Consider the following 17,446-nt stretch of genomic DNA (forward strand, 5'->3'; position numbering starts at 1 on the left):
CACTCCTTAACGCGGCGTTATGCAGCCACTTGAAATTCATTTACAATTATAGATTTATTAAAAGAGATGTAAAATGTACAAGAAACTAATCATTTTTAGCTTGCCTATTCTACTGGCGGCGTGCGCAGCGCCAAAATATACAGTTGAAGCTATTTCGGAAGAGAACCAGAGCAAGGAAATTACTATTGTACAAGATGACGCCACACGAGATGTTTTCTTGGACTCGGTACAAGAATGGTGTTTGGATACGGCACATAAATGTACGGTTGTAAGTGATGGAACTCTTCCTAAGAGCTCTGAACTTACGTTGACTTATGTATCGCGCTGGAGTTGGGACTTTAGAACGTTTATTGCAGATGCCCAAGTTAAGGCATATAAAAACAGTGAAAAAGTTGGCGAAGTAGAGTTCAAGGCGCCAAATAGTGCCAATTCATATAAGTGGGGAAATGACAATAAAAGAATCATCGCAATGATGGATTTACTGTTTGGGAAACAGTCGGTTAATGAAGCTCAGTTCAAAATTAAATCGGGCGAAATGTAGCGACGTAACAAACTGTTCAAGAATGATTCAGCAGGCGTGGCATTTTTGTTTTGTGGTGTCGCACCCATATTTGGAGCAGAGACTGTAAAATGGGAAGATATTCCTGTAACAGGTTTCTCTGGCTTTTTTCTAGCTTTTGCAATATGGCCTGTATTTAGCCTGTTTTTTACATTGTTTATGTGGTGTTTTGCAGCATTTGGTTTATGGATTTACTCATTTATTAAACCGTTGAACTTAGTTTTTAAAGAGCGCTTCGAACCTAATTAGCTATTTGTATAACAAAGCATTTTAGAGTGATTCCCAACGCTTGGCATTTTCAGTTCAAGGTTGGGTTTCGTGTTTTAGGCACAATCGTTTAGTTTGGGTGGTAGCGTAGTTCATGCCTTAACCGCGCGTTATGCGCTTTACGAATTGAAACATGGAGAGAGTAATGGTTGTATATGGAGATTTGCAGTCAGGTAACTGCTTAAAAGTAAAATTACTATTGTCATTCCTTGGCATTGAGCACCAATGGAAACACGTTAATATCTTAGATAACGAGACTAAAACAACAGAATTTTTAGCCCTCAATCCAAATGGTAAAATCCCGACAGTCGTTTTAGATGACGGTCGAGTACTCTGTGAGTCCAATGCAATATTGGGGTACTTTGCAGAAGATACACCTTATCTACCTAAGGACAGTTATCAAAAAGCAAAAATGTACGAATGGCTTTTCTTTGAGCAATACTCACATGAGCCTTATATTGCAGTGGCGCGTTTTATTCAGAAGTATCAAGGTATGCCGGAGCACCGTCTAGAAGAATATAAATCACTACAATCAGGCGGCCATAAAGCATTACAAATCATGGAGCTACAGCTGTCAAAAACTAAGTTCTTAGTTGGTGATAATATTTCTATTGCTGATATCGCACTGTATGCTTATACCCATGTCGCAGATGAGGGTGGTTTTAACCTAGAAACTTACCCAAATATCGAGCGTTGGATTGGGGTAATTCGCAAGTTGGACGGTTATGTAGGTATGTATTAACCACGCGCATAACATAGCGTTTAAGATAGATTCGCAATGCGTGGCATTTTAACTATGCGTTGAGCTCAGTGATTAAGGCGGTATGCGGGAGTTTCGGTATTGTGTTGATCACCCTTTAACAGGTCATTAGCCCTCAAAGGTCAAATATGGATATTTACCCAGAAATCGAGTTATCTAAAGCACAGCATAATGCAATTGAAGCTCTTAGAAACCAGTCGTTTCCTGAACATCAAGTTACTCGCTCTTACTATAAGCAACTCCCGCATATGAGAGTTCTGAATTACGAAGGTGATCAGTTAGTTGGTTACATGGGATTAGACTACAGAGTTGTTCGTGTTGGTGATGAAATTTATAAAGTATTAGGTGTGAGTGACTTTTGTGTCGAGAGCACAGTTCAAAGACAAGGTATTGGTACAAAAATGTTGTCTCAACTCAGCGAGTATGCGTCCACTAAAGATGTCGACTTCATCATTTTAGTCTCCGATTTGGAGCGTTTTTATGTGGCTAATGGTTATATGCGCCTTAACTCTCTAAGTTCTTGGTTGCGAGTTCACGAACATAAAAATTACGGTGTCGCTGTAGAGCAACTAGATGATTTATATGTTAAACCTATCAGCGGTAAAACTTGGGCTGTTGGTCATATAGATTGGTTAGGGTATATGTATTAGTCAGTAGTGGGCTAATAAATTGTTCAAAAAGAAATACTACACGTGGCATTTCCAATTAGCGTTTCTTATACCTTACGAGAGCGTTTTCCCACAAGGAGTAATATGTGATTGTAGTAGCAAGGTTTTCTTTTCCTCATGAAGTTCATATTGCGAGAGCAAGCCTAGATAGTGTCGGAATAGAAAGTCACATCGCTGACGAACACACGGTGAATACTCAGTGGCTTTATTCAAATGCAATGGGCGGCGTTCGTCTGATGGTGGCCGAAAGTGATGCAGAAGACGCGAAACAAATACTTAGCAGTGATTTCTCAGAATCATTAGAAAATGAACTTGCCGTTGATGAAGGAAAAGATGTTTGCCCTAACTGTGGTAGTAAAGAGCTATATACATTTACAAAAGGTAAGCGTCCAGCTTTCTTAGTCTTTATTTTACTGGGTTTTCCATTGTTCTTTTACAAGCATGGTTACAAGTGTAAGCAGTGTGGGGAATTCAGTGAAAGGCTTTAATTTAAGTCTTTAGATAACAAAGCGTTGAAGAGATAATTTGCACGCGTAGCATTTTTTACTTTGCGTTAGGTTGAGTGGCTATGCAGAAGTCAGAGTTCTGCTTACTTCCAAGGAAAGCATTATACGATAGTGAAGGGACAACATTGAATGAGTGAAATTAAAACAATAGAGCAGTTAAAAGAGATTTACGCAGAGCCAAGTGCGAGAGCTAAAAATAAAGCGTTGCCTGCCCTAGATGTTCATGCGATTACATTAATTAATAATTGCCATTTTGCAGTTCTAAGTACCGCCGATACTCAAGGCTATATCGATCTCTCTCCGAAAGGAGGGGAGCCTGGCTTCGTAAAAGTTTTAGATGAATCAACATTGTTGCTCCCTGATAGCTCGGGGAATAATCGTATAGATAGTCTAAAAAATATCATTAGTAACCCCAAAGTTGGGTTGTTATTGATGGTAAATGGTATTGATGAAGTACTGCGTATTAAAGGAATTGCAAGTATTCACACAGACTCCAAATTGATATCTGCTTGCCCCGATGGAAGTAAAGGTCCTAAGGTTGTTATCAAAATAGTCATCGAGAGTATGTACTTTCATTGTGCGAAAGCGGTGATGAGAGGGAAACTTTGGTCTGATTACTATAAAGTCAATCGCTCAATTCTCCCTTCATTAGCTCAAATCTTTAAAGATCAACAAAAGTTAGAAAATAAAGCGCTTAATCAAGAAGAGATGTTGAAATATTACCAATCCAGTCTTTAGAGCGAGTGTAGTAAAGTGTTTAAAAGGGAGAAAAATGCTTGGCTCTTTAGGTTTGACCTGCTGTACGGCACTATGGATTAGTTTTGGTGGGGATGTTATTCAACCCATAACGTTAGTCCACAAATAAACAATTGTTAGTCCAAATTTTAAAATGAAAAATGTAGAAAACTTTACTCTAGAAAATTACGTTTTGGCTAGTCCGGGAATTAGGTGTGTTGGACAAATGATCGACTTTTTTGTCAGTTTTAGCATTTTTACACTCGTTTTGTGGGGCGGCTTAGAAATCGGTATTGAAAAGGAACTTGTTCGCGCTACAGCAGTAACAGCGGCTGTGTCGTATTACCTTTTTTCTGATAGTTTCCCAAATGGTCAAAGTGTGGGCAAAAAACTTTTGGGCATTGCAGTTATAAGTGCAAGAACGGGTAAAAGGTGCAATATTTTTCAGTCACTTTTTAGAAATATTATTACTCCATTCTTCGGTTTTATTGACTCAATTTTCATTCTTGGTAAAAAGAGGCAACGGCTCGGTGATAAGTTAGTGAGAACAGTGGTGGTAGTTCACTAGCTTGTTTAAAAATTGACAGCGCTGGGGGTTTGGGTTTAAGTCGGGCTTTGTTTTCAGGGTGGAACAGCTTCGCTTAGGTGGTGGCGTTGCTCACACCTCAATTCGGTGTTAGGCAATCAGAATCAGTACGTAATTATGAATAAAGAGCATTCCGAAGCTTTCATTTTGGAGATTGATAAGGTTTTAGCCCCGAGCGGTTTCAAGTTTATCAAATCTAGAGGAGTATGGGAGCGCAAGGTGGGTAAGGTCGATGTCGAATGGTTTCACTTAAACTTTGGGCTTACTGTTTTGAACCCTTCCTTCGGGGTTAAATACAAAGATATAGAAAAGGTCTTACCTAGAGAAATGCGTTGTATTGGTGGTGTTTCTCGCATGTTGAGCAGTATCACTGGTAATTCATATACCGACGCAATTAGTCCTATAGCTTTCGCTTATATGGTAAAACAGTTACTACCTATTGAGTTAGAAAAACTAAGAGATAGAAAGCGGGTTATCGAGAGTTTAAAAAGCGAAGATGTAAAAGTCTGGCCCGTGTTCAGTTATTCCACTCGTATACGACTGCTTCCTTTGCTTCTAAGTAAAACTTCGCCAAATGAAGCAATAAAGTATATGGCCTATTTTGAGTCCGAACTTAGGACTCGTGATCAACTCATTCCAAACTATGATGCGTTCAAAGGTTACTTGTTGAAGCACTTGAAGGCCTAAAAATTGCTTCAATTGATAATCGTGACAAGTGGCGCTTTTACTATGCGTTGAGCTTATTAAAAAGTGTTATACGAGAGCATTTGTATTACGTATATCACACTTTAGTTGGTTTTTATTCACCAATAACAAATCAAAAGGCTGGCCAAAAAATGTTAGTAACTAAGATTGAAACGGAACGATTAATTCTAAGAGAGCTAGTTGAAGATAATGCAAGCGAATTGTTTGGCATATTCTCAGACCATGAGGTCATGAAATATTGGAACTCTGGCCCTTGGGGTTCAATTGATGAGGCTCTAACATTTATAACCAATAGTACACAGGCTATGAATAGCAATACAGAAATGACACTAGGCATCTTCCTAAAGAGTAATGGCCAACTTCTGGGTAAGATAATGCTGTTTAACTACGTGAAAGAGTCCAGGCGCGCAGAAATTGGCTTTGGCGTTAGTCGCAATTTCTGGGGTAAAGGCATTGTACTAGAGGCGGGAAACGCATTAATCGAACACGCATTTAAAACACTGAATCTACGTCGAATAGAAGCTGAGATAGATCCAGACAATGTTTCTTCAGGTAAAGTCTTGGAACGGCTAGGTTTTATAAAGGAAGGTTTCCTAAGGCAGCGCTGGGAAGTTAATGGAGTCGTATCAGATTCCGCAATTTATGGGTTGTTAGCTAAACCTCTGGATAGAGCTTAATATCCAGCCTTAAAAGCACCTAATAGATATAGCCTGCCAGCGCTCTATACATAGCCTTACACTTGACGGTGAGGTTTCTTGAATTGACTTGGTGGTCACTGAATGTACTATCAAGGACAGGACTTACTGCAAGGATAGCAGCATGAGCGAAAAATTATTCTGGGTTAATCCCTACCAAACAGAACTTAACTCAAGAGTGACCAATGTAGACGGAAATAAAGTTGAATTGGACCAGACTATCTTCTTTGCGGAGTCTGGAGGACAAGAGAGTGATAAAGGAACGATTAATGGTATTCCGGTTTTGATTGCTCAAAAGTTAGGGGTTCGACTTATTTACACATTGGAATCCTCTCCAAATTTCGCTCTTGGTGACACTGTAACTACGCGTATTAATTGGAAGCGTAGATACGCCTTAATGAAGCTACACTTTGCGGCTGAAGTGGTGCTTGAGATGTTTTATCAGCGTCGGGAAGGCATTGTTAAGATAGGCGCGCATATTTCTGAAAATAAGAGTCGCATAGATTTCGAGTGGTCTGAAAGTATTGGTCCGTTATTGAAAGCAATTGAAACTGATGTGCAAGATTTGATTAACTCTGATTCAGTTATTATTAGTGACTTTTCCGATCAAGAGAGTGAAAGAAGGTATTGGAGAGTGGATGGGTTTGCGCAAGTACCTTGCGGTGGCACTCATTTAAAGCGCACATCAGAAGTCGGCCAAATTCAACTAAAACGCAAGAACATCGGTAAAGGCAAAGAAAGGGTTGTGATAACCTTATGCTCGTAAGTCGATAGGGCATTCGAAATAGATTCCTAACACGTGGCATTTTAGTTCATGGTGAGATTCACATTTGCGATATGATGATTGAGATTGAGGGCGTGTTGGCTACTTCTTAACGAAACGCTACACGATAGGAGCGGGAGGATGATATGTCGAAGGTAGCATTGAAAGGCTTTATTTTAGTTCCGGAAAAGGATTTAGAGTTAGTAAAACATGAGTTAATAACTCACAAAAGGCTCACGCTAGAAGAGCAGGGCTGCCTTACTTTTCTTGTGACTCAAAGCCCGACTAATCCTTTTCGTTTTGATGTCTATGAGGAGTTCGTCGACAAAGCCTCTTTTAAACAACATCAGGAAAGAGTTCAAGCCTCACATTGGGGAAAAGTAACAGCCAATGTTAAACGTCAATACGAAATCTTTGAATGTGTGCATGACTAATCGAATCGGAGTGATTTAGAGCGTTTACGCTTTGTTTTTTAGGTTGCTCTACGCTCTACTATGTTGCTTTATTCATCTATTCACCTGGTCTAGTGTTCTTGATACTTTGCCGTGTTAAATCTAGAAATTTTAATGGAAGTGTTATGTTTAGAGTTGTGTATGAATGGCGTGTGCCAAGTGAAAAAATGGATGAGTTTCAAAATATCTGGCGTTCGACGACAGATTCAATTCATCAGTCAGTAGATGGGGCGTTTGGTAGTTTTATGCTTCGTTCTTACGATGTACCGGAAAAGGTTTTAACTATTGCCAAGTGGCGAACACGTGAAGACTGGGAGCGGTTTTGGGGAACTAGTAACCCAGAAAAAATGAAGAAGATGAGTGAAATTGCAGAGCGTATTTCAGTTGAACCATTCGATGAAATTGAAGATAGAACTAAGTAGGGTCATAGACAAGCAATAGAAACGTTAAAGTGATGCCTAATGCACAGTTTGGCGGACAATATGAAAGACAACCTTAACCAAGGAATAGGGTTATGCAGATTTTAATTGTTGGAGGTAGCAAGGGTCTAGGAAGGTTCTTGACTACGAACTTACAGGGTACAGAAACTTATACTATTTCTAGATCAAAGCTAGTTGAGGATGGAGTAGCTTCTGTTCGTCTTGATGTTAGTCCGGAGAAAAAACCAGATTACACGTGCTTCAAAGGTGTAGAGTTTGACATCATAGTTTATTTGGCATCGATGTGGGGAGAGTCTTCAACATTGACAACAAACGAACTGATTGAGTTTATGAATGTTGGCCCGATTGGGTATCTTAATTTAGTCAATGAACTTAACGCTTTAGGTTCACTTAACGATAAATGCAATATTGTATCTATTGGCTCTACAGCAGAGCTTTCAGAAAGTAGTGAATACCCTGCATTCGCCCTCAGTAAAAGATTACTCAAAGATATTTCTAGCCAGCTGCAAAACGTTTATCGTGATTACCGCTTTACTCACTTTACAATAGGTGGGATCGGGCATACTGAAGAGGAACGTATTGAGTATTCGAGTGTTTTGGAGATTATAAATATGCTAACCAAGCTTGATCCAAACACATACCTTTCAAATATGCATATAAAGTCCAAGCTAGGAATGTAGCTCTCAAGCTGTATTACGTACCTGCTTCTATGATTTGGCATCATGTGCATACTTTTTATTGAGCTATGGTTATAACTCCAATGAAAGGAGTTTACTTATGTCATACATTGATGGGTTTGTCGCTGCAGTACCGACAGCGAATAAAGAAAAGTATATCGCACACGCAAAAATTGCAGCAGAAATGTTTAGGGAGTTTGGGGCATTAAAGGTTATTGAGACGTGGGGAAGTGAAGTACCAGACGGTGAGATCACATCATTTCCCATGGCAGTTAAAGCTGAAAGCAACGAAACCGTTGTGTTTTCATGGGTAGTCTGGCCTTCAAAAGAAGTTAGAGACTCAGGGTGGCAGCGGATCATGGGTGATCCTCGAATGAGTCCTGAGAATAACCCAATGCCCTTTGATGGAAAGCGTCTCATTTATGGTGGATTTGATGTTATTTTGGAGCAGTAAAATACCAGAGAGCCCCAGCTTGATTCGTGACACTTGGCGCGTTAATCAGGATTACGCTTCTGATGTACATTATTCCGCGATAAGCGTTGATAAAACTCCATGTGGAGGCTTAGAGTAAAAATGGAAGGGATGAAATTATTCACTGATTGTCGTATCAGCTATAGCTAGCCCCGGGCCTGCGATGGCAGGCACGTTAATGAACTACGGTCAACGCCTTGATAACCAACGGAAACCTAGACGTTTCATTACTTATAGTTCGATGAGATGTTATCCCGCAAGAAGTTAATCTGGAGAAAAGAATGGATTCAAACTCACTATTACTATTTGTTGTCGCTTGTCTCGCTATCAACATGATTCCTGGACCTGATGTAATTTATATTGTTTCCAATACAATGAAAGGTAAATTATCTACTGGGCTGAAAGCGGCTCTGGGGCTTGGTGTTGGTTACTTTTTTCATACACTAGCGGCATGTTTAGGTTTGTCAGCAATAATTCTGAGTTCATCTTTGGCTTTTAGCGTTGTTAAATGGTTAGGGGCCGCTTACCTAGTTTATTTAGGTGTTCAGTCATTACTGTCAATGTGGCGTGGAGAAAGTAAAATCGTTGAAAACAAAAATGTTGATAATAATAAAAATTTGTTTGTTCAGGGGGTTATCGTCAGCGTCTTGAATCCAAAAGTAGCGCTATTCTTCCTCTCGTTTCTGCCTCAATTTATTGATACGTCTGCAAGCTCAACATCAATGCAATTATTAGTACTTGGCTTGCTGTTCAGCGTACTTGCGACGACATGTAACGTTTTGTACGCATCTGTGGGTAATTGGGTATTTAGTCGTCCACACTCTCAGCGTTATTCAAGAACTCTTGAAGGTGTTTCAGGTATTCTACTTATCAGTCTAGCGAGTAAAGTGGCATTCAGTGATCGTTAGATACAGGACATTTTATTCTCGTGATTATTATATGGCTAATGTTTGCTCAATCTATACGTTAAATGAGTGCTATTGCATAGGTTGAATCACAAATTTCAAAAATACCAATAAGTGAACGTATTTGTTTATAGTATGGTTGGCGCGATTTTATCGTAGCTAGGTTAATAACATGAAAAATAAAGTAATTCTGTGTTCCGCATTCCTTTTGGGTTTATCAGGTTGTGCTTCTGTACCTACTGTTGATTCGACAGTATCAAATCAAATGAAATCATTTGAAGCACCTCAAAAGGGGAACGCAGGGATTTATATTTACCGAGAAGATGCTTTTGTCGGAGCAGCACTTAAAAAGTATGTTTACGTCGATGGAGAATGTATTGGTGAAACCGCTCCTGGTGTGTTTTTCTACCATGAGGTCGAAGGCAATAAAGAACATCAAGTAAGTACAGAGTCTGAGTTTTCTGAAAATCACTTAACTATCTTAACGGAAGAGGGGCGCAATTATTTCGTTAATCAATACATTAAAATGGGTGTATTTGTTGGTGGTGCGGGCGTGGAACTCGTAGACGAAAGCAAAGGTAAAGCAGAAGTACTAAAAGTAGACATGGCAGAAAAAGGAAACTGTTCTTCGATCTAGTTTTACTAACAGACCGCTTTTTAGATTAAAAAACACATTATCAATGTAACCCAACGCTTGATGAGATCCATTCAGCGTTGGGTTTTGTATTTTTGGCAAACAGTATACCTATTTCAGACCGCATGATTTGCCACCTCCTAGCTTGAGCCCACTTATTGTTCAAAGAATCTACTTGTGAAACGTTAATTCTCGAGAGGATTTCGTAGGGAGCAATCCTACATACGCGATTAACTGATATATCATTCCATCATTAACCTTGTCGAGTGTATTGCTAAACTAGGTAGCGGTGTGTCTCCTCTCATTAAACAAATAATAGGTATATCAGTTTTAGCTTCTATCCCTTTACATCATGCACTCGGAGCGCAATTTAAAATCAAAGGACTAACGCCAATATTAGAGAAAAATCTTGAAAATCACCTTACACCACTAACGAAACTCTCTATTTCAAACATTACCTCAAATCGACTAACGCAGATGGTTAATAATGCGTTAAACCCTTATGGCTACTATCATTCCGAGCTCAATGTTCAGAGAGAAGAGAATGATCTCATCGTGCTCAATGTCGACGCTGGCGACGTGATGTTGGTGGCAAAATCTAACCTTGCTGTGTCGGGGGAGGCCAGTAACGAGCAGGATTTCATCGAACTAATTAATCAAGCTCAACTTAAACAAGGGCAGCCGTTGCTTCATTCTGAGTACGATACGCTAAAACGAAACTTGATTTCATTGGCTCAGCAAAAAGGTTATTTAGATGGACGTTTTATCGAATCGTCTTTGGAAGTCATTCCAAGTTTGAATCAAGCCCATGTGAATCTGCATTTCTCTAGTGGTTCTCGTTACCAATTTGGAGAGCTCTCTGTTCTTACGTCGGGTATCGAAACGGCTCGAATAGAAGCGATGAGAACATTTGAGTGGGGCGACGATTTTGACACTGTGAAATTGAGTCAATATCAGGCCGACCTCTCCAGTACTGATTGGTTTCGCAGTGTGATTGTGAAAGCGGATTTCGAGGAGATATCCGATGGTCATAAGGTGCCGATAGAAGTGCTCGCAGAGCCGAATTCACGCAATATTGTGCAAGTCGGCGGTGGGTATTCGACAGACTTGGGATTACGCGCTTCGCTAAACTGGACCAAGCCTTGGTATAACGCACGTGGACACAGTTTTGAGGCACAAGCGTACGCTTCCAAACCGGAACAATCACTATTACTTGGTTACAAAATTCCCACCCAAAATGTTCTAACGGATTACTACGGGGTTCAGTTTGAATCTAAGCATGTCGACTATCGAGACACATCGAGTTTTTCTAATGATTTATCGTTTGAAAAACACTGGCAGTTAGACAGTGATTGGCAAAGCACCATGCACGTTCGTTATTTGCAAGAAAGTTATCGACAAGCGTCGGAGAATAACGAATCGCAGTTGTTATTACCGGGGGTGACATTTTCACTGCTTGATCGCAAGAACGATCAATTAGAAGTAAGGCACCGTCACGTTTACTCATTGGAATACTCAGACCCTAATTTTTTCTCCGATTCTCGTTTGCTGCGTATTGAGGGTAATAGTGTTCTGTCTTGGGACATTAGTGAAACACACAAGTTTCACTTTCGTTCCAATGTTGGCATTAATGTCGCTGACACTTTGAGCGATATCCCATCATCATTACGCTTCTTTGCGGGAGGTGATGGCAATCTTCGTGGTTATGGTTATGAATCCATCTCTCCGAGAGATGAAAATGGCGATTTAACGGGTGCTCGTTACATGTTTACTGCTGGGTTGGAATATCAATATCAGGTCTACCGCCAACTGTGGCTTGGGGCATTTTATGATGTTGGTGATGCCTTCAACGAAAGGGTGGATTGGAAAAGTGGAACAGGGTTGAGTTTGATATGGAACTCAAAATACGTGCCCGTCAAAGTGGACTTTGCTTATGGTTTAGATGTTCCTCAAGGAGACCAATTCCGCATTCACTTTTCGCTAGGCACGCAGTTTTAGCGGGCATTAAAAAGGCCCTCATCCTTGCAGATAGAGAGCCTTTTTAAGTCTTGATTGTTTAGAGTTCGAACTCACCATTCAGTTTCTTGAATATCCAGTTAGGCGCCTTATGCCATCCACCATAGTTTGGATTCTTAGTATGGTTCTCATTCATTGATTGCCACTGAGTTTGGCCTTGTCCATCTCGAGATACTCGCCAAAACAGTTCATCTTGTTGTCGAGTTAAGTAGTGCATGACATGTTCTGCAAAAGCTTCGCTTTGGACCAACACACCAAATTCCACATTGAGGAAATCCGATCTTGGGTCGAAGTTTGATGAGCCGATATAAGTCAGCCGATCATCGAGTATCACCGTCTTGTTGTGATAATAAGTATCCGCATGGAAGTAATGGTCATCATTTTTCGCTTGATTTTTGTACTCAAGTATATGAACGCCCTTATCCAACAGGGTTTGTCGGTGCTCCTCGTAATAAGCCGGAATAAAGCCAGAATCATTAGAAGCAGACGAGTTCGTCATTAACGTGATGTCCGCTTTTTGCTCCATCAAGGTATCAATAAAGGCAAATTCACCATCACTTGGTACCACGTAAGGTGTTGATATTACGGCTTTGGACGCAGTGGTTATTTGTTGCCAAACTTGGTGTTCTGCCCGTTTTCTAAAGTAGGGCTTGTTGTTTGCTAACTTGTTTAATGAGTCGAAAACGGGGGTGACTTGCGCAGCAATGAAGTGGGGTCTGGTCAGTTGCTTAACTTGTTTTTCAACTTCCGCCAGAATGATGCTTTTGTCTTTCTCACCTTTATTAAGCGCTTTAGTAAACGCGGAATAGTTTGGGGTAACGTTAACGATGTTTTCTATTGGCGTGACATGCTCGCTGTCCCAAAGTTGTTGGTAGTTCTGGTCGAACGCTCGAATAATGCTGCCTTTGAACAAGACATCCATATCAAAGAAGTTGGCTTTTCGGCTGTAACCAAAATAGTCGTCGCCAATGTTACGTCCACCTAAAATCATCCATTGATGGTCGACGTTGAAGTACTTCTCGTGCAGACGATTGTCCAAACGTTGTTGATGAGTAGAGAAGTTGACGGTGCGACCAATCCAACCTGACTTACGTGAATCAAACGGATTGAATAAACGGATTTGCATGTTGTCGTGAGCGCTGAGATCAGCAAGCCATTTCTCGTTAAAAACCAATAAATCATCGAGAGTGAGTCGAATTTGCACGCCTCGATCTGCTGCTTGTTTGAGTTCATTGAGTAGCATCAAACCAAGCGTGTCACTTTCCCAAGAAAAGTAAGTCATATCGATGCTTTGCTTAGCATTTCTTACCAGTTCAACGCGACGCGCAAAGGCTTCTGGAGCGGTTGGAATTAAGTAAACTTTGGCTTGATGCTGAGTAGTTTGCCAATTGGCTTCAAAATCCGGTTCAACTTGAGGGTAGGGCTGAGCACAGCCAACCAATAGCGCGCCGAAGATAAAGAGTAGCAGGGCACGAAGGGCGTTAGGAAACATGAGTAAACCTTCCTAATTATGTTCAAGGAATAAGGATGAAAAAAGCCAGCGAACTGGCTTTTAGGTATTTGGTAACGAGTTTTTAGTAACTGAAGATAACGTTACATGTGACTCAGAATTAGCCCGAGTTCCTCGAGACCGTTGAGGCGACCTTGGCGCAGTTTTGGATCGATGCCTGAGTGATGAGCATTGTCCCAGTCTTGTGTGGATTGAATACCGCCATCGTTATCGATCAGCAATACTCCATCAGTCGCGCTGTTGTATTGGAAGTCTTCAAATAAACGTTCGCTAAACCACATACGAGAGAGCTCGTTCATCATTGCTTTGTCTTTGCTACCTGGGCGAACACTTGAACCATCAAGCTTTAATGCTTTATTAAACACAAATGGTAATTCCGATGCATTACAAGCGCCCACAATGCAACTGATGCTTTTGAGTAAATCACCAACGTCGAGATCGCCATTTTCACCTTTGGTGTTGTAAGTCCATACGTTGAATCCAGGTGTGTAGTCAAAGTAGTAGAAGCTTGGCGTCGCTCCTGTTGCTTCTTCAGTTGAAACTTTATGACGGTTTGGACCCGTGAAGAGCAAATCATGCAACGTGGTTTTGAATTGCTGCATGTTTTTGGCCGCGCCATTCAGTTCGCTTTCATCGTTAGGGAAGAAGTCAGCCAGAGCAAGTAACTCCGTGGTTGAATCGGAGTTCCCCAAACCGAAGAACAACTTAGTCATCGCCTCATAAGCGGTGCTAGGTAGCAGTTCTAATAAGTCAGAAAGATCGAGTTCAATTGAAGCTGAATCGCTGAGTAATGAACGATATTCGGTGCGTAAACGGTTTAAGTTCGTTTCCGATTCTAGCCACTCAACCATGTATTCGACGATTAAGTTTTCGTCACTACTTTCAATGATTTCTGGCGCGTCTTGGCTCAAAATATCAAGGATAGTTGGGATCAAAAATGTCAGGCTCGGCAGCATGCCCAGAGTATTGCTTTCTGCGCTGTTAGAGCCAATTACCGTCGGTACGATCCATTCACTCTCAATCGCTTGTTCAGTAAAGTGATAGCCTGGTACTTCTTTCACTAGAAACGCTGGTGGGCGATGCTCGATGTAAGGCGCAAACGGCATCAACGTAGCTAATGGGCTGTTGTCGCGTGTTGGACTTATAACCGGAATATTCGCGGCGGTCAGTACCCAGTTCTTAAGACGTTGAATAGGATCTAGCATCTCGCTCTGTACCTTCATGACCTCTTCAAGTGGTAGTAACGTCAGATCTTCAACGCTTTGCTCTGGTCTTTGGCTCTTGGCAACATCGTAACTTTTATATTCAAAGCCGTAAGCGTTGCTTTGCATGATGGCACGTTGAAAGTGCTCACCTGCGATTGCAGCATCGCCTTTTGATTGCTGTAAAATTCCCACCGACATGGCACCCGCACCTTGACCCATGACTGTCACGTTTTGCGGATTGCCGCCGAATGCCTCTATGTTTTGTTGAACCCATTCAAGCGCGTGTTTTTGATCGCCTAGACCAAAGTTACCGCCTTCAGGGTTGTCCAAACCATCGACCCAAACACTGCCCAACAAGCCCAAACGATAGTTAAAAGTAACAGCAATGAACGGGTTACCATCGTCAGCACCTTGTGCAACCACCATATCACCATGAATCAGCGGTTCTGAGCCTGCGCCGTATTCAAAGTCTCCACCGTGAATAAAGACATAAACTGGCAAATCTGCGTACGCTTCTGTCCCAGTTGGTCGCCAAATGTTTAGGTTCAAACAATTTTCTGACTGCGTTTGTGTCGTTGTTTTTAATTGCGGACACGCATCACCGAACTGAGTCGCATCAACATCGCCTTCAAGTGGGGCCACATTGCTGTGCTGAAAGCGGTCTGCTTGCGCAAATTGGATACCTTTGAACGCCTCAACCGCTGCCAGTTTTTCATCTGCATCAAGAGGTGTGATGACAAGGGACTCTTTAGTGGCTTGAATGGCTGCATCGCCAATTTCCAAAGCGATTTGCTCTGGTGGTAAGGGTTGTAGTGGCTTCGGGCCGTTAGGAACGCTAGGTTTACCAGAGTCATCACTGCAAGCTGCTAAGGCAAGAGTGATGGTAATGGCTAAAGTTGAGCGATTGAGTAAAGTCATTGTTATGTCCAAAAAGTCATTTGGTGCGTACACCGAAAATGTTAAACGGCATCTAACAAGCGACGTCCTGACGCTTTGGCATTAATCCGTGAATGGTTGGATGGCTTGTTGTATTGATGGCTCAAATGGTAGGACATCGGCGACAGTTTCAGTAATCGCCTTTGTAGGATGCAGTCCTACCATCGTCTAGGGGCGGGCTCTTTATGAGAGCTAGAAACGGTAACCAAGATTTAAGGTTACTGACTCTCGAGTTTCCCCTTTGTTATAGAGAAAGGTCAGGTTGTAGTTTTTGCCGATTTGCTTATTGAAACCAGTCAAAAACGCCCATTGATTAAGATCTACACCGATGTCGTAATCGAACTCGATATCACCGGTTTTTACTCGGCCATCCATACGAGAGTCTAAGCCTTGATATTCAGCTCCGACAAAGAACTGGGTTCGGTAGTCTACCAACTGATAGCCAAGCATCGGTTGAACGGTAACAATACCGTCCCCCCAATCATCCAAGCCTTTCAAACGTGTTTGAGAGTACGTGCCAGTAACAGAAGCAAAGAACTCTTTGTAACCAACCGAGAGTGTTGTACCCACACCGCGCAAATCGTATTCTAGGTGAATGGGTACGTTCAGTCGCCCGCGATTACATAGAGCAGACAAACCATCACAAAACTTGTCGCCTAAGCCCGGTAGACGATCATTAAGCTTGTCTTTTAGGTACTGACCACCTTCGCCTGTGTATCCTGCATCCACGTTAGCATCGACATTGATTTTGCCGATGTAACCAAACACGTTCCAAAAAGGCAGGATATTGACGTCACCACGAATGCTGAAACTCTCTGCGTTAACAATCCCGACAGTGTCCTCTGGGTCAAATAGGTCGTTTAAACGCACGCCATCAATAGTGAAGTCATTAAATGGGATGTTCATATCTTGGTTACGGTAAGCCATTGACACACCAAACGGCAGTGGTAAATCGATACCTTGTCGACGCACCATATCGCCCATTAACGGGAAGACACGATCAAGTTTTACACTGGCTTCTTGCATGCGTGGGTCAGAAACTTCGTTCAAGCGCTTCTCATCCAACACTTGCACACCAATGTCATCCTCATAGATGGCAACAGGTTTAAGGGTGCTGACCATTTTCAGTGGTTTGTTTTTGCTTGAGCCAACAATTTCAGTGTGTTTGCTCGCAATCACAAGTTTGCCAGAATCCAGCTTTTGAAAGCGGATCTCTTGATGGTAAGTATCCACCTTGTATTTGTGGTGTGTGAACGGCTTGTCGTTAGTGATGACCATGCGTTTTGGTTCACCGTTAACGAGTTCGATATCGACGCTTAAGAAACGAAAATAGGCGATGTCTTGTGGAAGCCCGTATTTTGAGTAGTTGAAGCTGACAATGACATTGCCGTTTTGATCTTCTTTTGCTCGTACCGATGAAGAGTCAAAGCTCTCTGCGTAATTACGCAGACGATATTCTGTGCGTGTGAAGGCTTCGATTTCATCGAGTACTTTTTCGTTCTTATCCAACTCTTCAGGGTTGTATTTGATGCGTAGATCGATATTGCCCTTGCTGTCTGTGTTTTTTACAAGGAACACCGAAGAATCACGGACTTCGTTGCCGATTTGAACGGTTCGGTGAGCATGCTCTACCAAGTGCTCGCCTTGTACTAGAGAACTGATGGCCAGTTTTGGTAGATCATGGCTGATACCGTATTTGTCGAAGAGCTGGCGACCTTGTTCCATTACTTCGTTGTAAGTTGTCTCTTCTGCGGCGAAGCTAAAAGTGGGGGTAGTAAGCATTAGTGCGCTCGCTAGCACAGTAAGAGAAGATGTCTTGCTAGCGCGTATTTCAAAAAAACTCATGACGATTTCCACTCTGAATAGCCTCAAACCTTCGAGACTCAGACAGTTAATGTGTCACTGAACTTCTTGTTCAGTTAGATAGATGTGTTTGCTGTGATTGACGTTGTGAA

General features: G+C 41.7%; 19 protein-coding genes. 16 read left to right on the forward strand and 3 right to left on the reverse strand.

What is annotated here, in order from left to right:
• The first annotated feature begins 73 nt into the window (after nucleotides 1-73).
• The 16 genes from NB463_RS14645 (at nucleotide 74) to NB463_RS14725 (ending at nucleotide 11,822) form a co-directional block, all read left to right on the forward strand.
• Complete coding sequence (locus NB463_RS14645) at nucleotides 74-541, forward strand: Sbal_3080 family lipoprotein (protein ID WP_053809708.1); 468 nt, start codon at nucleotides 74-76, stop codon at nucleotides 539-541.
• A gap of 430 nt (nucleotides 542-971) precedes the next feature.
• Complete coding sequence (locus NB463_RS14650) at nucleotides 972-1,568, forward strand: glutathione S-transferase family protein (protein ID WP_047009863.1); 597 nt, start codon at nucleotides 972-974, stop codon at nucleotides 1,566-1,568.
• 146 nt (nucleotides 1,569-1,714) lie between these two features.
• Nucleotides 1,715-2,236, forward strand: coding sequence for a GNAT family N-acetyltransferase (locus NB463_RS14660; RefSeq protein WP_017821456.1), 522 nt, complete (start codon nucleotides 1,715-1,717; stop codon nucleotides 2,234-2,236).
• A 104-nt stretch (nucleotides 2,237-2,340) separates the two neighbouring features.
• On the forward strand, nucleotides 2,341-2,742 hold the full coding sequence (locus tag NB463_RS14665; protein WP_258432157.1) for a putative signal transducing protein: 402 nt from the start codon (nucleotides 2,341-2,343) through the stop codon (nucleotides 2,740-2,742).
• Between the two features lie 147 nt (nucleotides 2,743-2,889).
• Nucleotides 2,890-3,498: a pyridoxamine 5'-phosphate oxidase family protein gene (locus NB463_RS14670; protein WP_258432158.1), complete on the forward strand. Its 609-nt coding sequence runs from the start codon at nucleotides 2,890-2,892 to the stop codon at nucleotides 3,496-3,498.
• A gap of 151 nt (nucleotides 3,499-3,649) precedes the next feature.
• Nucleotides 3,650-4,063, forward strand: a complete 414-nt coding sequence (locus NB463_RS14675) for an RDD family protein (protein ID WP_041852944.1) — start codon at nucleotides 3,650-3,652, stop codon at nucleotides 4,061-4,063.
• Nucleotides 4,064-4,198: 135 nt separating this feature from the next.
• Nucleotides 4,199-4,768, forward strand: a complete 570-nt coding sequence (locus NB463_RS14680; protein ID WP_225462259.1) for a hypothetical protein — start codon at nucleotides 4,199-4,201, stop codon at nucleotides 4,766-4,768.
• A 149-nt stretch (nucleotides 4,769-4,917) separates the two neighbouring features.
• On the forward strand, nucleotides 4,918-5,463 hold the full coding sequence (locus NB463_RS14685) for a GNAT family N-acetyltransferase (protein WP_047009859.1): 546 nt from the start codon (nucleotides 4,918-4,920) through the stop codon (nucleotides 5,461-5,463).
• Between the two features lie 142 nt (nucleotides 5,464-5,605).
• Nucleotides 5,606-6,247 carry an alanine--tRNA ligase-related protein gene (locus tag NB463_RS14690; protein WP_182033408.1) on the forward strand — a complete coding sequence of 214 codons (642 nt, stop codon included), beginning with the start codon at nucleotides 5,606-5,608 and terminating at the stop codon, nucleotides 6,245-6,247.
• A 143-nt stretch (nucleotides 6,248-6,390) separates the two neighbouring features.
• On the forward strand, nucleotides 6,391-6,678 hold the full coding sequence (locus tag NB463_RS14695; protein ID WP_258432160.1) for a putative quinol monooxygenase: 288 nt from the start codon (nucleotides 6,391-6,393) through the stop codon (nucleotides 6,676-6,678).
• A 143-nt stretch (nucleotides 6,679-6,821) separates the two neighbouring features.
• Nucleotides 6,822-7,118: an antibiotic biosynthesis monooxygenase family protein gene (locus NB463_RS14700; protein ID WP_176320614.1), complete on the forward strand. Its 297-nt coding sequence runs from the start codon at nucleotides 6,822-6,824 to the stop codon at nucleotides 7,116-7,118.
• 92 nt (nucleotides 7,119-7,210) lie between these two features.
• Nucleotides 7,211-7,816, forward strand: coding sequence for a hypothetical protein (locus tag NB463_RS14705; protein WP_258432161.1), 606 nt, complete (start codon nucleotides 7,211-7,213; stop codon nucleotides 7,814-7,816).
• A 97-nt stretch (nucleotides 7,817-7,913) separates the two neighbouring features.
• Nucleotides 7,914-8,267, forward strand: a complete 354-nt coding sequence (locus tag NB463_RS14710) for a DUF1428 domain-containing protein (protein WP_012841750.1) — start codon at nucleotides 7,914-7,916, stop codon at nucleotides 8,265-8,267.
• A gap of 299 nt (nucleotides 8,268-8,566) precedes the next feature.
• Nucleotides 8,567-9,193: a LysE family translocator gene (locus tag NB463_RS14715; RefSeq protein WP_258432162.1), complete on the forward strand. Its 627-nt coding sequence runs from the start codon at nucleotides 8,567-8,569 to the stop codon at nucleotides 9,191-9,193.
• A 169-nt stretch (nucleotides 9,194-9,362) separates the two neighbouring features.
• Nucleotides 9,363-9,827 (forward strand): DUF2846 domain-containing protein, encoded by a 465-nt coding sequence (locus tag NB463_RS14720; RefSeq protein WP_005377099.1) that lies wholly within the window; start codon nucleotides 9,363-9,365, stop codon nucleotides 9,825-9,827.
• A 288-nt stretch (nucleotides 9,828-10,115) separates the two neighbouring features.
• Nucleotides 10,116-11,822, forward strand: coding sequence for an autotransporter assembly complex protein TamA (locus NB463_RS14725; protein ID WP_258432163.1), 1,707 nt, complete (start codon nucleotides 10,116-10,118; stop codon nucleotides 11,820-11,822).
• Nucleotides 11,823-11,880: 58 nt separating this feature from the next.
• Here NB463_RS14725 and NB463_RS14730 read toward each other — a convergent pair whose 3' ends face one another.
• The 3 genes from NB463_RS14730 to NB463_RS14740 all read right to left on the reverse strand — a co-directional run bounded on the left by NB463_RS14730 (nucleotide 11,881) and on the right by NB463_RS14740 (nucleotide 17,336).
• Nucleotides 11,881-13,332 carry a phospholipase D family protein gene (locus NB463_RS14730; protein WP_258432164.1) on the reverse strand — a complete coding sequence of 484 codons (1,452 nt, stop codon included), beginning with the start codon at nucleotides 13,330-13,332 and terminating at the stop codon, nucleotides 11,881-11,883.
• 101 nt (nucleotides 13,333-13,433) lie between these two features.
• Nucleotides 13,434-15,473: a carboxylesterase family protein gene (locus NB463_RS14735; RefSeq protein ID WP_258432165.1), complete on the reverse strand. Its 2,040-nt coding sequence runs from the start codon at nucleotides 15,471-15,473 to the stop codon at nucleotides 13,434-13,436.
• A 210-nt stretch (nucleotides 15,474-15,683) separates the two neighbouring features.
• Entirely contained in the window at nucleotides 15,684-17,336 is a 1,653-nt protein-coding gene (locus tag NB463_RS14740; RefSeq protein WP_258432166.1) for a hypothetical protein, read from the reverse strand.
• Between the last annotated feature and the right edge of the window lie 110 nt (nucleotides 17,337-17,446).

The sequence above is a fragment of the Vibrio sp. RM-41-2B genome (genome assembly GCF_024744415.1).
GTDB classification, from domain to species: domain Bacteria; phylum Pseudomonadota; class Gammaproteobacteria; order Enterobacterales; family Vibrionaceae; genus Vibrio; species Vibrio diabolicus.